Here is a 13,341-nt window from a genome sequence, read left to right on the forward strand (position 1 = left end):
TATAGGGACTTAAATGCCATCACAGTAAGCTAGCGTTTCCCGATAAACGGGCTCGACGGCACCTAGACGACCATAATAGGTGGTCAGTTGATACAATCCGCGGTATTGAATGGGAATACTTTGTAGTGGCACCATCGGAAAGCGTACATATTGCTTTTCGTTGGTATAGGCCACCATTCTATCTTTATTACCTACCCCACGGCCTTTTAACCATTTTACCGCCCGGATATTCAGCGGGATACCGTTTTGATGATACGCAATGGTATTGGTTTTCAGGTAAGTCAGTAAGGACTGGTTACCCGCACTAGACACCAAAATAGTGGATAACAATGCAAATTGTTCAGGTGGAATAAGTAAATCTGTGGGAACCATCGAGTACGCCGATGCTGCCCACGCATCGCTTAATATTTTATTGATGCTGTCGCGAATTTCATCGGCGGTTGATTCGCTCCACTTTTTGGCAGCGTTATTGGTCTTGATATTATCAAGATTGAGCAACCCTTTTACATTCATTGCGGTGTCACCAATATAGACTTGCTCGTCAATGTCCATATTCCATTTCAGACGCATACCGTCATATTTTTGCGAATCTACCGGACGACCAATTTGTCTTGCGGCTTCAAGTTCGACGACCGTCCAGCCAAGCTCCATCCCCCAAAGTTGCAGTGGGAACCCTTCTTTTTGAATATCGATATTCACGCCGGCGATCGCGGTAGAATCCTTCCCTATCCAGTTTTTACCGTTTGGATTGGCGCCTGTCCCTGCGGCGGCAAATCCGGTACGGGTAAAACTTGAAATATCATCCGCAATTGAAACATCTTCTCGTAACTGAATATCACGACTATAGGTATATTGCACCAAAGGGAGATTAATCGTCTGGTCTAAACGCTCAAGCTCACCAATCAAAAAAGCGCCGGTTGAGTCAATCGTACGCTGGTCAAATGTTAACATGGGTTATTCCTTAAATTTTGTACGATATTTCAACGTTGCCGTCAGCATCACCGTGTCCGGTGAATTCCGCATTAGCCAATATCACGGTATTTATGTTTTCTGACGCCCCTGACCCCGTTTTTTCTTCAGCAATTAAAATAGCACCCAGTGGGCTTTTATCCGTTGCCCCTGCCACTCGCACATAGACCTTGGCACCTTTTTTAACCTGTTCGCTATCCACACCCACATTCACCATCACATAGCCTCGCTTTAGCGCATCACCGGTGAAATTTTTATCTTTCCCGACTTGTTGAATAAAATCTTGCGTTTGCGTTGTTGGATAAGGGCGAATATAGATGCCTTTGATAACATCAGCGGTATCACCTTCGGCAAGCGGCACAAAATAATCGCCGTCATATTTCCCGGCTAATCCATAGGCGGGAAAACCGTCTTTAGATTTCAATAAGACAGGTTCAGTGGTCAAATCCCGATAGCGTGAGATAGCACCGGCGATACCCACTGGCATCCGATAAAGATAAGGTTTCATCATTTTTATTTCCCTCGTGTTGCCCAAAATTCGGCATTTGCCTTGTTTAAATCGGCGATAGTATTGCCGGATTTTCGGATTGAATCGATAGTGGGGGTATTGGCGGTATTGCGGTTTTTCGAAAGTTCTGCGACCGCATTAAACGCCATATCCACCGTGCGCTTAGGTAATCGGTTAATTTCTGCATCTCCCACAATAGAGCGCACAATAGTTTGGTCTGCATTGGCTAACACCTGACGTTTAAAGGCCGTGGGTTTTACCGGTGTTGAAAGGGCTACCCCTGGCATAATCAACTCTGCTTTATATGCCGCATCGCCGGTAATGGTTTCTGCCTTTTCGTTTTTTTCCTCGTCATCAACGGTACCGGCTGTTTTATCCTCCGGTTTATCGCCACTATCAGCGGTTTTACCCTCAAGAGCATCTAACCGGGTCAAAATAGCCTGAATGTAATCCGGTACCCCCTCATCACGGGTCTCGACTTCGGGTTTTTCGGCTGGCATCGGGGTTTGAGGGCTGATAGTAATATTAATCGCCTTCGGTAACTCGCCGGTGCCTTCATCACCGGTGAGGGATTCAGGCGGATTATTTAGGACTGATTCCATTGCCACGGCGTCTTTCGTGCGATGGGCACTTAGCAGCCGTTTGAACCAGGTTTGTGTTTTGTTTGACATACTGTCTCCAATTGCACATCGTATTCCCGCTCTGCCTTTAGGTACCAGAGCGACATGATTGCCAACGATTTCATACTGACGTGCGATGCCAGGCGCAATCTGTTCGTATTGCGCATCATAGCCACACGAGACTTCGTCGTTGCCGTTGTTAATTTCCTCGATTGCGAGCGCATCTTTGATAATTAAATCCGCGATTATCAAATCCGCCTGTTCACCTTCTCCGCGCCTCACATTTTGTACATGCCCCTGCGCCAAATCGCGCCAATTGTCGATATCAACAAAAATGACATTGCCTTCTTCATCTTCGGGATGCAGTAGTGTGACACTCATCCCTTCAAACGAGGCCAGCGTTTCGGGACGAAAGACGTCACTTTCCTCTCTTTCTACCAGGATTTGTCCGCGGCTATCCGGTTTGACCTTCGGCAAATCCAAGGCGGAATAAACCTGCGTGCCCGTTCGGGCAATCGGTACGTTTTTACACAATAGCGAGCCGTCCGCCATCTGGTAACGGGTGTTACCAAGACGGGTTTCAAAATAATATTTCATGGGTTTTATCTGTCAGAAAAAGAGACTTCACAGTAGCAACGGCAATTGGGTAATGCGCCCGCGTGCCCTGTCATACCATCCAGGGTAGGTGGGTTGTGCCAATCGATAAATTGACCTTCCAGTTTTTTGTGTGATGGCCTTACATCACCATCATGGGCGGTACGCCAAATATAGCCGGTTGAGCCAATTGCCAATGCTCTCGCTTGAGTTAAGGCTTGCGTTGCTCGGCCTAGTTCGGTACGGGCTAGCATCTTTGCCCGCGATGCCGCCACCTGACCGGATTGCGCTATCATTGTGGTAAAATGTTCAGGTCTTTCGCCGTTCACTACCGCTTCAATCGCTCTGTTTTGGATATCGTAGACTCTATCAGCGGCATCCATTGGCAGCGATTTAATGTACTTGATTTGCTCATGGACAATAGACTGCATGACATGCCCCACGGGTGCTTGAGCAATTAACTGTTTGAGTTCCCCGCTCATTTCATGGCTATTTTGTTGCCACAATTTCGCGTTATCTTGTGATACCGTGTCGACAAATTTTGTCGCTACCCGCCTTGCCCAACTCTCGATAAGTTCGCTGTAATCCTCTAATGCTTGCTGAATGTCCAGCACTGAATCATTCGAACCGTCGTAGCGTTGGTTGATAATAGCGCCAATTTCGCGGGCAACCTTACTCAGGCTCGTTCGATATTGGGTTTCCGCCCGTTTTGACCGTCGCTGCGTGGACAGCACTGAGCCTTGGCGGCGGTTCGTCTTCCGCATGATTGATATCCTCATCGGTGATGGTACTGCCAATACTGATAACATCGGACAAATCCCGTAGCGAGGACATGGCCGCTTTCATTGACAGCATGCCGCCATCCTGCGCGGCATTGAGCGCATTAATCATGTTAACCGCGACGGTAGACTTATCCATGTCTGACATTTGCCAAAGGGGATTAAACGCAAAACTAAAATCATCGGGTAAGGGTTTACCTAATGCCGATTGATGCGCTATCTCAAATAGCTTCCTTAACGGTTGCTTTAATCGCCTTGATTGTTGCGTGGCGATATTGTCGTAGTAATTGGCTAAATCGGCATCGCCAGTATTGAACCCTGACGGGGATTGACCAAACAGCCGGACTAAGGGAATACCTGTCGCTCCGCTAATCTGTTCAGCAAACCGCGCCAGCACGTTATCTAATCCTGAAAACGAATAGCTATGCGTTTCAAAGTCATCGTCCGTATCCATGAGCGTCATCCCTTCGTTGCTCTGGTACTGACGTATCATGTCCATGTGCTTCATCAGCGATTCGTATGGCTTGCCGCCAAAACCGATGATTTCACGGAGCTTATTCACTTTGAATGTTCGTAAATGCGCTTTATACACCAATTGCGCAATACCGGTTGTGGTGCTATCAAAGGCGGTTAACCGGTCAAAAATACGTTCAATGACCGACATGCCCCACTCATTCTCGGTTTTGGCTTGCTGGTAAGGGAGTGTCACCCCATCAAAACGGATTAATCGACTATGATGCACTTTCCAGGCGGGAATGCCGTTCTCAACGGTCACAATGTCGTAGAATTCTGGTCTACCTAGGTCCTTGCTTAACGTTTTGATACGACGATTCAAATCCGGGTTAACCTGCCAACGGTCAAGCGGTAAAATACCTTTGAATTTACCTTGTCCTATCGTCTCGATACGTAATGGTGTAAAAGGCGCTTGCCCTTCTATCATAATGATAGGACGTGAGATATTTAAAAGGGAAACGTGCGATAAATGTGGATCTACCTGGGACAAACTGGATCTATCTGGGACGGGTGAGGTAATTAAGTTTCACATAGTGAAACAGAAATCAGTACTCAAATCGACCGATTATTGAAATCATGTTGCTGCTTGAAGTCGTATCCGGTTCAGTCAGGAGAAGAGCCTGATGGCTTTCCTGCTGTAATTACTTTTCAGTATGTGAAAGAGAAAACAGAATCAAAATCACCTGCCATTGCATCTTTCCTCAACGATAATCTAGAATCTCGTTTGCTAGTACATCGATTCTTATACTACGTGAGGAAAGTGCAATGAGTGATAACAAAGACCAGAGGCATGACCGGGTTGACTACTCTGACGACTCCAAAGGTATGGTGACGATTGTTTTCGACAAAGATGCGCTTCGTAATGAGAAAACAGACTCATCTTCTAAACCAGTCACACCACCGCCATCCAGACCAGCCCAACAATAACGTTACTCTTCAGGGAGAACCCTTGCCTCTTTGAACTTGGTTCTCCTTACCTGTACCCGCGCTATCTGATCCGCAGGGACATAAGTCGCCAGTGCTCCCCAAGTTTCATGCAGTACATCACTGCATTCTTTCCAATCTGTGCTGCCAGCCGCTTTTTCATGGGTTACATAGAGCAAAATGTCTTTTTCGTTTCCCAGAACAAAGCATCCGCATGGTTGCCCTTCAAAGTGGCCAGGTGCTTCCGACAAAAGCGTTGAGCCATTTTTCAGGTAAACATAGACTTCCGAAGCATAGTAGCCACGCTGGTCAAACATCCTCTGCCAGGCAGAGTTGGTGCTGTCAGACCACGATATATCATATTTCCGCAGGAGGCCATACATCCATTTCTTGCCGTATTTGCGCCAAACCGAACCTACAATAAAAGCAGAGATAACAGCCGGAACAGATGCTATGTAGGTGTTGAACCCCAACCACACTGCTGAATGATAAAGCCCGGCGGGTAAAAGACAAAAGACCAAGGTCGTAAACGTGATATCAATAGGCTTATGGTGCTGTTTCAAGCCAACATTGGCAATAAAATAACCGATGTAGTCAGAGGCCAGTGTTACCAGAGTTGCCCAAGACAGATTCAGCAGCGATGCCTCTATCATTCAGTCTTCCTTCGCCCCGTGTTGCCAGGGCTCATTAGTGCTTTCTCGCGGAACATTCTTGTATACATATGGCAAATAGACTAGTAAACACCTTTAATGACGTTGAGAATTTTACCCTCATTGCACAACAAGTGATGAATCGAGCATATGAAATATTCTTCTATTGTCTGGTTAGCATTAAACCAATACTCACTATCTGGTGTATAGGTTATGTTTTTCTCTCCGACGTTTCACTGTGTGAAACAAGAAACGGTCATCGAGGCGGCTTATCTTCATCTTCAAACAGATTGCCCTGGATGCGAGCCAGTTCTTCTTTTTTAACCCGCTTGACTACCGAATAAATCCACTGTAGCGAGACTTTGTATTTACGCGCCAGCGCGTGGTGGTTATGGCCGTTGAAGTCGGCAAATATCTCCCGGTCACGCTGGCTGACTTTCCATATCAACCCCATCGGGAAATAGACATTCTGCCCACCCCAGACCGCCATCATCTGACTGGCGACGGCATCGCCTATCTGGCTGGCGACGGCGGGGTCAACATCGATAATCTGCCTGACGGTCTGGGCGGTGTGTTCGGCCAGCTCAACCAGTAACTCCGGCCCTTTGCTACGAAAGGTATTCTCTAGCATGATGTTGCCCTCGCCACGCGTTTTTGCCACTGCTTGAGTTTCTCGATAACCTGGCTGGCCTGCTGGCTATCCAGCCAGTAAGGCGAATCACAGCCGGTTTCCCGTTTAACAAAATGGGCCAGGGCTGTTGCTGACGCATCACGGACAATGCCCTCGTGGGCCATTGCCTGCCACAGGGCTTGCATTTTTTGGATTTGCGGACGGTCAGTCTGCTTTTTTGTAGTGGCGTGATGGGGCTGGATGCGGAAGCCTTTGGCTTTCAGGGCGTTTAACACCTGAGCCAGTTGACCGATATTCAGGGCTTTTGCCGATGTTTTCCCGGTTAGCCTGTGCAGCATCTGGCGGTAAGTCGTGTCGTCCAGCTTGAGATTGTGGGCGGCAATATGGATTAACTGCAGGTACTTTTGTCGGGTCATCGGGGGCGTCCTTTATCGTTGTGGTCGGGGTCAGGGTTCCTTATGCAGTGAGCAAAAAATAATCCTTCGGGTTTTGAAGGATTATAAAATGAATAGCGTTATTATACAATTGAATGAATTACATGTCGCTTTTCCGCTATGACTTCTTTACGCAAATTGCCCTGGCATCAATACCCTTGAAGGTTTCAAATTTTTCCGCAAACAGTCTGGCGGCCTGTTGACAGGCGGTTTCCGTGTCAAATTCCTGTGTATGCAGAGTGGAAAAGGCATTATCGCTATAAGGACTGGCGTACATGGCCAAAATTAATATCCACATGGTGATGTCCTCCTCGTTAATCGGCGGGTTTATGGTGAGTGTGTGGCGTTGATGGCGAATTTGCCGTGATACCTTTTAGTGGCACGACATCCCAGTTAAGTACCCAGGCGCTATACGACTGTCCGCAGTGTGGGCAGGCCAGTAGCAGGTCAATTCCCCACTCGCCGCTTTCCGGTTGTTGGATAATGTCTGCCTGGGTAGGATTCAGGCGTCGGGTTGCCTGATGGCAGCTGATGCAGGTAATACTCATAACGGGTTTTCCTTATCTAAGTCGACGATGAGTTCGGCCAATATCTCGAAGGCATTTTGAAATTCACAATACGCGGCGGCGGAATGGTCTGCCCGCAGGTGATGCATGGCGCGGTTTATGTGCCTTTCAATCTGACGGCGCAGATGTTTTATTTCCTGATAGCTCATGAGGTCACCTCCTGCGCCAAGGGTGTAATAATGACGTTTGACGGTGGGATTGTTTTAGTGGTGTCCAGGGTCAGGGCGTGCATACAGGCAGCGATGAAGTTCTCGGCCTGTGGCGCGTTGAGGGTGTTACCGTAGGCGCGCAGTCGTCCCACTCTGTTGGTAATCCCATTAGCCAGCGGGAGTGTGCCGGGTTCAACTGGCCGCCACTTGCCATCCCGGCAGAAGAGCCAGTCAGCCTCTTGCCAGAAGCCGTTAGTCGGACAGGTGGTGTCATTTGTGTCCATCCCGTCAGACAGGCAACGTCCTGTAAATTTGACTGTCTCCCTGCTTGTTTTCGGGCCAAAACTTTCTTCCAGTCCTGATAGGCATTTTTTATGTTGCCGGCGGTCGGCGTTGGCCAGCCCGTTAACCACACCACCCTCCCCAGTAGGGCATTGAGCGACACATTCGGGCATTCCCTGCCATCCTTTCCGTCCCGCGTGGTGGGCGTCGGCCACCCAGTAAAGTCGTTGTCTGATGTGCGGCGCACCGAAGCCCGCAGCGCATAAATCAAGCGCTGCTGTGGCGTAGTTCTCTGCTTCCAGGTCAGTCTGTACAAGGTCGAGCCATGCGAATCCGTCTTGACTTGCAACCTGTTCACCAAAGACAACGCCAGGCTTGCACTGCTGGATGAGGTGGAAGAACGCGGGCCATAAGTGCCGCTCATCAGTAAACCCCTTTCCTTTGCCTGCCGCGCTGAAAGGCTGGCAGGGGCAACTGCCTGTCCACACGGGTTTATCATCGGGCCATCCGGCTTTTCGCAGGGCGTATGACCAGGTGCCGATACCGGCGAAGAAATGACACTGGGTGTAGCCCTGTAACTCATCGGGTTTAATCTCCTCGATTGAACGTTCATCGACATCACCAGGCGCAATATGCCCGGCGGCTATCAGGTTTCGCAGCCACTGCCCCACATAGGGGTCAGTGTCGTTATACCAGGCGCACATTACTGCACCTCCTGCTCGAAGGGCGTAATAATGAAATCCTCAAGCTGGTGATGAAAGGTAATGCCGCGAATATTAAGGGAGCTGATGGTATCCTGATTTTTTAGCAGGGCATTTTTATCCACCTGTGCCTTGCGAATAATGCAGTGCTGTTGCCCGTTTTCTTCCAGCGCCTGCAGGATATCGTCCATCCCTTTAAGGGAGACGGATGGCGGGCGGTTACGCCATGACACCTCGCCGGTTATCAGGTTAACGGTTTTGGTTTTGCCGTTTTGGGTCAGCCCCTCCCGGTTGGCGTCGCACCAGGTCTGGATACCTTTTTGTAACAGGGTTATCCGGGCTTTCATGGCCTCAATATCAGCCGCATGCTGATGCGTTAACCGTGCGATTTCATCATTAATCTGCGTCTCCAGCCGGGTCATTTCCCGCTGGATATCGCCCATCCGTTTAATATCGTCCATCACCTGTTCGCGGGTTTGCGGCGTGCAGGCACCCGCCGCGGCTTTAAGCCGCGTTATTTTCTTTGCCATCTTTTTTACCTTTTAATTAACAACGTCGGGAATTAAACGCGCTCGAAAATAATGTCTTCAAGGGCGTCACTGTGTTGAATATGCTCAAATAAATTCATGTTGTATCGGGCCGCGATTTCACCAAGACGCTGGTCTTGTTCATCAAAATCACGGCAGTTTTCGCAAATCGATAAATAGGCTTCATAGTCCTGCTCGGTAATATCCACGGTTTTTTCCAGATAAACCGATTGGCGAGCGGTAATACGGACAGGTCGTGTTGTCATGATTAACGTACCTCCCAGGTTATTCGGCAGTTATCTTGCAGGAACTGGTATTTTTCCCAGCGGCCCTGACGGTCAGTGCCCAGGGCATAGCGAACGGCATGCCCCTTTTTATGTAAGGCATCACACCGTCGGTCATGCAGCAGGGTAATGGTCGGACGGCTATAGCCATCAACGGTAAACTGACTGACGATAAAACCTTCCTGGCTGAGTTTGTCCATCACTGACAGGCATTGCCTGAACTGTTGCTGGATGGTCTGGTAGGTCATCGCTGATGGGTTTTTAATGGTCACGGCGGGGTTCAGCATAAAAGCCTCCTTAATGCACACTGTGAATAATATTGGCGTCGATAACCGGGATGGCGTTTTGCGCGGCCAGGTTCATGGCGGCGGTCACCAGATTGCCGATAGCCAGGGGGTAAAGCAGGCTGACCGGCGTGTCTTTTTTCGGGCGCAGCCAGCTTAAGCGTTGGCGTAGTGCCGGTATCGCATCCGGGCCGAGAACGTTGTTCATGTCGCCGCCGACGCGCTTAAATTTGAAGTCAAGAAAGTCGGCCAGATGTTCATCCAGTGGCGGCAGGTCAATCACCTCGCAGCGCTGTACCACTTCCCTGACCGCCAGCAGGCGCTCAGATAACTTGTCGCCCAGCTCGGGTTGTCCCAGCAGGACGATGGACAGCAGTTTTTTAAAGCCGTCTTCCAGCTCAAAGAAGCGTTTGAGGTGCTTTAAGGTCGGTATGGGCAGCGCATGGGCTTCTTCAATCACCAGCACATGGCTGTACCCGGCACGGCTGCTGTCTTTTAATACCCGGTGTAGCTGACGAAAGCGGGCCTCCGGCGAGCGTTTGAGCTTTTCCAGTGGAGCCAGCGTATGAACAATAGCCTCGGCAAGACTGGCGGCTTTCAGGGTTTTGCCCTGATGGTCGTTGTCTTCCATGGCCAGCACGTAGGGTTCAATCACCACCACAGGGGCATGTTCCCGGTTAATCCGGTCAACCAGGTCGCGCCTCAGGGTGCTTTTACCCGAGCCGGATTCACCGATAACCGCGATAAAGCCGCCATAACGGGCGGTCTGGTACAACGCCTCACGCACATAACGGCTTTCAGGGGTTAAAAACACATCGTCATGACCTTGTACCGCGTTGTCATCAAACGGGGCGCGAAACAGCCCAAAATGCTTTTTGGTGGCAGGCAGTAATACCTGTTTTTTTAGTAACATGGTGTCTTCCTCATTGCTAAATAGTGGGCACTTTTCCTTGCCGTTAAGCGTGACCCCGTCAAAGCAGTCGTCCGCCGCGATGCCCTGGTCACGCAGCCAGGCCCGGATACGGTGTTTTAGCGCGTCGGTGTCCTGTTTTGGCCACTGGTGGTGATTGACTATCTGCGCCAGCGTCGCCTCGGAAAGGTCAAGCGCGCGGGCCAGTGCTGCTTGCGTCAGGTTGTGTTGTTGTAACAGGGTTTTCAGTTTCAGCATGATGGCCTCCCGTTAACCGTGACTGGCCAGGCTGACCACCACATCGCCCGTCTGCGCCATTAACTCATCACCCAGCGCGTCGACCTGGCCAGCGGGGATGCCGTCCGGGAAGCGCTGGGTTAGCGTAGTGTAAAATTCACTACGCCAGGTCTTGCCCGCCGCCTGAAAACGCGCCCGCAACTGTTGAACCACCACGACTGGGTTTAAACGTTCTTCAAAACGTGGGGCACAAACTGTGGATGCCTGCCCCTGTTTGGCGAGGTAAATGGGTGGGGTATCGCGTTCATTATCAAGATAAGGGTTAAAGCGCCCACCAAAGGGTAAGGCGTTGGCTTTTTGCACGGCGGCGGTTTCCCCCGGCGTGGTGGTGCCATACAGGGTCTGCTCGACTTCCGCCAGATGGTGTTGCGCCGGGGTGTGGGGTAATGCTTTGAACGATTCGCCGAGGGTCGGGCTGTTGAGGGCAAAGCCGTAGTCATCTTTCGCCACTTCCGGCACCCGGCAAAAGAATTCCAGTCCGTCCTCATTAATCATGACCACCTGCGCCTCACTGTCACGCCAGGGGTTACGCACTATCTGTACGGTGTCGCCTACGCAAACGCCAGGGACTTGCCGTACATCGTATTCACTGCCCCTGAACGACACGCGAAGATGCGTCGTGACCTTACGGCTTTCCGGCAGACTCACTGCCAGCTCACGGCATACGTCAACGGGCGGTGCCTTGATTAACTGTCCAGGGGTAATACGCAGCCAACAGTCGGTGCGGGTCATGCCGGTACGGCGATGCAGCGCGGTGCGGTTATACTTTTTACGCCATAACCCGACCAGGCGGTTCAGTTCATCAATATGATTGACTTGCACAAACCGCAGGCCGGATTCAAAATGGCACTCGAGAATGTCGCGCGCCTTTTCCACTGAGCCGGTAGCGCGGGCATTACCGGCTTTATGGGCGATAAGTTGAATACCAAGGGTTTTACACAGGTTGCGCAGGGTGGACGAGACCAGGGCGCAACCGGGGTCGGTATAAAGGATGCGCGGCACGCCATGCAGGACGTCGGCCCCACCGCGTTCTTGCATGGCATTAATCAGTACATCGGTAAAGTTTTGTGTCGTTTCGCCGCCAAAGCGGTACTCGGCGTAAATCCAGCCGCTGGTATGGTCGGTCAGCTCAAATGACCAGACACGGTCGTTAACAATACGGTCGAGATTTTTGGGCTTGTTCTTGTTAAATTCCGCCTCACTCATCATGCGCAGGCCGCTATCGCGCTTAGTGCGACCTTTGGCGGGATTTTTCAGGTAATAAAGCACACACAGCGACGCATCCAGTTGCCAGACATGATTGGGGTGGTCGGTTTTTAACTGGACGCACGGGGTCGGTGCCCGTAACTGGTTGGGGTGCAGGCGATATTGGTACAGCGCCCGACTGATGGCATCGACCGACAGGGGGAACCACTCGCCGGTCTCGTTATCAATATACCCAGCATTAATCAGGTTGTTCGCCCGTAGGTCATTAACCGCCTGCTCAAGGCTGTAAAGGCGCTTGCCGTTCTTGCGATGCGAGGCCATCATCACGCCAGATATCTGCAGGGCTTCTTCACGTGTCAGGGCACTGGTACCACAATCCACCCGTTGCTTGCGCGGCGGTTTAACGCTGACCTGTTTGATTTTTCGTAGCAGCGTGGCTTTGGAAATGCCGAGTGCCTGGCAACCTGTCTGATAAACGGCGTCTTTGCCGCCATGTCCGGCTTTTTCGGCGGCCTGGGCAATCGCCAGTACGCGTTCGGTCAGGATGGCGTTCATAACACCACCTCCTCGCCGCTATCCTGTCCGGTACCACGCAGGTGTTCCGGTAACTGAAAATCCGCGTCTTCAGCATCTGCATCATCCTTTACCCAGTCTGGTACGGTCTCTGATGGGGTGTGATGGGGGAGCGAAAAATCACTGCGTAACACATTGATTTCAAACTCAATGTCATTAAGCAAGCCTGCTAAATAGTCAGCATGGGACGTGATATCGCCACTGTGGCTATGCAATTTTTCCAGCCCTTCCCGAAAGCGCCCCATTAATATGGCTTTAACATCAAAGCCCACCAGGCCAATTTCTTCACGGAGCTGGCGTATGCCTTCTTCCCCTAACGGGCGATGCTGATTAAGCAGGCGGTTTTCACTCAGCTCATTGATTTTTTGGTCTTTTTCGTTGGCTAGGCGGCGGCTGGCTTCCAGGCTGTCACGGGTTTCACGCAGTTTTGCTTTTAGTTCACGCACGGACATGCGATCGACCTCATCGAGCGTCAAGCCCGCGATGGTGCCGCCTTCGGCGAGTTCGGCGAGGTCTTCATCGTCTTCTAACATCAGTTCATAGAGTTTTGCCTTGCCGAGAGCCGCAAACGTCTGCGCTTTTCCACCTAATTGAGGTGATAAATATTTTAGCGATGCCTTCATCATAATTTGAGCGGTTCTTTCAGCTAGCCCTAACTGGCTTGTTACGATATTTACAAACTCTCCATGCGGCTCATTCTCTTTCAGAATAATCAACCGCTTTCCCGCCTCCAGCATGGCTTCGGCACTTTGTGCCATATAGAAGCGCGCCTCATGTACAATCCTCTCTCGTTCATAGGGCAGGCCCTCGCCGTACTTCTCCATAATGGCTTGCTGATGTTCAGCCAGGGCATTAAGGTTGTTCATTAAATCCGGTGCTAAAGGCTGTTCGGGAGCGATTTCAGCCGTCATCGGTAACGCTTTTCTACCCATTATTTTTC

General features: G+C 50.6%; 18 protein-coding genes and 1 pseudogene. 1 reads left to right on the forward strand and 18 read right to left on the reverse strand.

Annotated elements, in window-relative coordinates:
• Nucleotides 1–9: 9 nt before the first annotated feature.
• From AACL31_RS18115 to AACL31_RS18135, 5 genes and pseudogenes are all read right to left on the reverse strand, one after another.
• Complete coding sequence (locus AACL31_RS18115; protein ID WP_339053357.1) at nucleotides 10–951, reverse strand: DUF2184 domain-containing protein; 942 nt, start codon at nucleotides 949–951, stop codon at nucleotides 10–12.
• A 10-nt stretch (nucleotides 952–961) separates the two neighbouring features.
• Nucleotides 962–1,480, reverse strand: coding sequence for a structural cement protein Gp24 (locus AACL31_RS18120; RefSeq protein ID WP_422389258.1), 519 nt, complete (start codon nucleotides 1,478–1,480; stop codon nucleotides 962–964).
• Nucleotides 1,481–1,482: 2 nt separating this feature from the next.
• Nucleotides 1,483–2,694, reverse strand: a complete 1,212-nt coding sequence (locus AACL31_RS18125) for a DUF2213 domain-containing protein (RefSeq protein WP_339053356.1) — start codon at nucleotides 2,692–2,694, stop codon at nucleotides 1,483–1,485.
• 5 nt (nucleotides 2,695–2,699) lie between these two features.
• On the reverse strand, nucleotides 2,700–3,455 hold the full coding sequence (locus AACL31_RS18130; protein ID WP_310513535.1) for a phage minor head protein: 756 nt from the start codon (nucleotides 3,453–3,455) through the stop codon (nucleotides 2,700–2,702).
• Nucleotides 3,364–4,413: pseudogene (locus AACL31_RS18135) on the reverse strand (DUF1073 domain-containing protein); the annotation flags it as partial. The gene AACL31_RS18130 and the pseudogene AACL31_RS18135, both read right to left, overlap by 92 nt.
• 335 nt (nucleotides 4,414–4,748) lie before the next feature.
• Here AACL31_RS18135 and AACL31_RS18140 point away from each other — a divergent pair.
• Nucleotides 4,749–4,910, forward strand: a complete 162-nt coding sequence (locus AACL31_RS18140; RefSeq protein WP_339053487.1) for a hypothetical protein — start codon at nucleotides 4,749–4,751, stop codon at nucleotides 4,908–4,910.
• Between the two features lie 2 nt (nucleotides 4,911–4,912).
• Here AACL31_RS18140 and AACL31_RS18145 read toward each other — a convergent pair whose 3' ends face one another.
• The 13 genes from AACL31_RS18145 to AACL31_RS18205 form a co-directional block, all read right to left on the reverse strand.
• Nucleotides 4,913–5,560 carry a hypothetical protein gene (locus AACL31_RS18145; RefSeq protein WP_339053488.1) on the reverse strand — a complete coding sequence of 216 codons (648 nt, stop codon included), beginning with the start codon at nucleotides 5,558–5,560 and terminating at the stop codon, nucleotides 4,913–4,915.
• Between the two features lie 253 nt (nucleotides 5,561–5,813).
• A complete protein-coding gene (locus tag AACL31_RS18150) occupies nucleotides 5,814–6,188 on the reverse strand; it encodes a Mor transcription activator family protein (RefSeq protein ID WP_026821893.1) in 375 nt (124 codons plus the stop codon).
• Nucleotides 6,182–6,604 (reverse strand): regulatory protein GemA, encoded by a 423-nt coding sequence (locus AACL31_RS18155; protein WP_310512882.1) that lies wholly within the window; start codon nucleotides 6,602–6,604, stop codon nucleotides 6,182–6,184. Before AACL31_RS18155 ends, AACL31_RS18150 begins: the two co-directional genes overlap by 7 nt.
• 136 nt (nucleotides 6,605–6,740) lie before the next feature.
• Complete coding sequence (locus tag AACL31_RS18160; protein ID WP_310513441.1) at nucleotides 6,741–6,920, reverse strand: hypothetical protein; 180 nt, start codon at nucleotides 6,918–6,920, stop codon at nucleotides 6,741–6,743.
• A 16-nt stretch (nucleotides 6,921–6,936) separates the two neighbouring features.
• The gene (locus tag AACL31_RS18165) at nucleotides 6,937–7,170 is read right to left on the reverse strand and encodes a hypothetical protein (protein ID WP_026821890.1); all 234 of its coding nucleotides are present in this window, start codon (nucleotides 7,168–7,170) and stop codon (nucleotides 6,937–6,939) included.
• Nucleotides 7,167–7,337, reverse strand: coding sequence for a hypothetical protein (locus tag AACL31_RS18170; protein WP_310512884.1), 171 nt, complete (start codon nucleotides 7,335–7,337; stop codon nucleotides 7,167–7,169). The genes AACL31_RS18165 and AACL31_RS18170 overlap by 4 nt, the downstream gene beginning before the upstream one ends.
• Nucleotides 7,334–8,323, reverse strand: coding sequence for a DNA cytosine methyltransferase (locus AACL31_RS18175; protein WP_310512885.1), 990 nt, complete (start codon nucleotides 8,321–8,323; stop codon nucleotides 7,334–7,336). Before AACL31_RS18175 ends, AACL31_RS18170 begins: the two co-directional genes overlap by 4 nt.
• Nucleotides 8,323–8,850, reverse strand: a complete 528-nt coding sequence (locus AACL31_RS18180) for a host-nuclease inhibitor Gam family protein (RefSeq protein WP_310512886.1) — start codon at nucleotides 8,848–8,850, stop codon at nucleotides 8,323–8,325. The genes AACL31_RS18175 and AACL31_RS18180 overlap by 1 nt, the downstream gene beginning before the upstream one ends.
• A gap of 32 nt (nucleotides 8,851–8,882) precedes the next feature.
• Nucleotides 8,883–9,113 carry a hypothetical protein gene (locus AACL31_RS18185; RefSeq protein ID WP_310512887.1) on the reverse strand — a complete coding sequence of 77 codons (231 nt, stop codon included), beginning with the start codon at nucleotides 9,111–9,113 and terminating at the stop codon, nucleotides 8,883–8,885.
• Nucleotides 9,114–9,115: 2 nt separating this feature from the next.
• Nucleotides 9,116–9,418, reverse strand: coding sequence for a hypothetical protein (locus AACL31_RS18190; protein WP_339053490.1), 303 nt, complete (start codon nucleotides 9,416–9,418; stop codon nucleotides 9,116–9,118).
• 10 nt (nucleotides 9,419–9,428) lie between these two features.
• The gene (locus tag AACL31_RS18195) at nucleotides 9,429–10,583 is read right to left on the reverse strand and encodes an AAA family ATPase (protein ID WP_310512889.1); all 1,155 of its coding nucleotides are present in this window, start codon (nucleotides 10,581–10,583) and stop codon (nucleotides 9,429–9,431) included.
• 12 nt (nucleotides 10,584–10,595) lie between these two features.
• Entirely contained in the window at nucleotides 10,596–12,383 is a 1,788-nt protein-coding gene (locus AACL31_RS18200; protein WP_310512890.1) for a transposase family protein, read from the reverse strand.
• Nucleotides 12,380–13,333 (reverse strand): DUF3102 domain-containing protein, encoded by a 954-nt coding sequence (locus AACL31_RS18205; protein ID WP_310512891.1) that lies wholly within the window; start codon nucleotides 13,331–13,333, stop codon nucleotides 12,380–12,382. Before AACL31_RS18205 ends, AACL31_RS18200 begins: the two co-directional genes overlap by 4 nt.
• Nucleotides 13,334–13,341 lie beyond the last annotated feature (8 nt).

This window comes from Arsenophonus endosymbiont of Crataerina pallida (assembly GCF_964020125.1).
Taxonomy (GTDB): Bacteria; Pseudomonadota; Gammaproteobacteria; order Enterobacterales; family Enterobacteriaceae; genus Arsenophonus; species Arsenophonus nilaparvatae.

Bases quoted from the DNA above. Each gene is read 5' to 3' on its own strand.
- AACL31_RS18165 (WP_026821890.1), bottom strand. From the start codon at position 7,170: ATGAGTATTACCTGCATCAGCTGCCATCAGGCAACCCGACGCCTGAAT.
- AACL31_RS18185 (WP_310512887.1), bottom strand. From the start codon at position 9,113: ATGACAACACGACCTGTCCGTATTACCGCTCGCCAATCGGTTTATCTG.
- AACL31_RS18200 (WP_310512890.1), bottom strand. From the start codon at position 12,383: ATGAACGCCATCCTGACCGAACGCGTACTGGCGATTGCCCAGGCCGCC.
- AACL31_RS18170 (WP_310512884.1), bottom strand. From the start codon at position 7,337: ATGAGCTATCAGGAAATAAAACATCTGCGCCGTCAGATTGAAAGGCAC.
- AACL31_RS18205 (WP_310512891.1), bottom strand. From the start codon at position 13,333: ATGGGTAGAAAAGCGTTACCGATGACGGCTGAAATCGCTCCCGAACAG.
- AACL31_RS18140 (WP_339053487.1), top strand. From the start codon at position 4,749: ATGAGTGATAACAAAGACCAGAGGCATGACCGGGTTGACTACTCTGAC.
- AACL31_RS18115 (WP_339053357.1), bottom strand. From the start codon at position 951: ATGTTAACATTTGACCAGCGTACGATTGACTCAACCGGCGCTTTTTTG.
- AACL31_RS18175 (WP_310512885.1), bottom strand. From the start codon at position 8,323: ATGTGCGCCTGGTATAACGACACTGACCCCTATGTGGGGCAGTGGCTG.
- AACL31_RS18120 (WP_422389258.1), bottom strand. From the start codon at position 1,480: ATGATGAAACCTTATCTTTATCGGATGCCAGTGGGTATCGCCGGTGCT.
- AACL31_RS18150 (WP_026821893.1), bottom strand. From the start codon at position 6,188: ATGCTAGAGAATACCTTTCGTAGCAAAGGGCCGGAGTTACTGGTTGAG.
- AACL31_RS18155 (WP_310512882.1), bottom strand. From the start codon at position 6,604: ATGACCCGACAAAAGTACCTGCAGTTAATCCATATTGCCGCCCACAAT.
- AACL31_RS18195 (WP_310512889.1), bottom strand. From the start codon at position 10,583: ATGCTGAAACTGAAAACCCTGTTACAACAACACAACCTGACGCAAGCA.
- AACL31_RS18160 (WP_310513441.1), bottom strand. From the start codon at position 6,920: ATGTGGATATTAATTTTGGCCATGTACGCCAGTCCTTATAGCGATAAT.
- AACL31_RS18145 (WP_339053488.1), bottom strand. From the start codon at position 5,560: ATGATAGAGGCATCGCTGCTGAATCTGTCTTGGGCAACTCTGGTAACA.
- AACL31_RS18130 (WP_310513535.1), bottom strand. From the start codon at position 3,455: ATGCGGAAGACGAACCGCCGCCAAGGCTCAGTGCTGTCCACGCAGCGA.
- AACL31_RS18190 (WP_339053490.1), bottom strand. From the start codon at position 9,418: ATGCTGAACCCCGCCGTGACCATTAAAAACCCATCAGCGATGACCTAC.
- AACL31_RS18125 (WP_339053356.1), bottom strand. From the start codon at position 2,694: ATGAAATATTATTTTGAAACCCGTCTTGGTAACACCCGTTACCAGATG.
- AACL31_RS18180 (WP_310512886.1), bottom strand. From the start codon at position 8,850: ATGGCAAAGAAAATAACGCGGCTTAAAGCCGCGGCGGGTGCCTGCACG.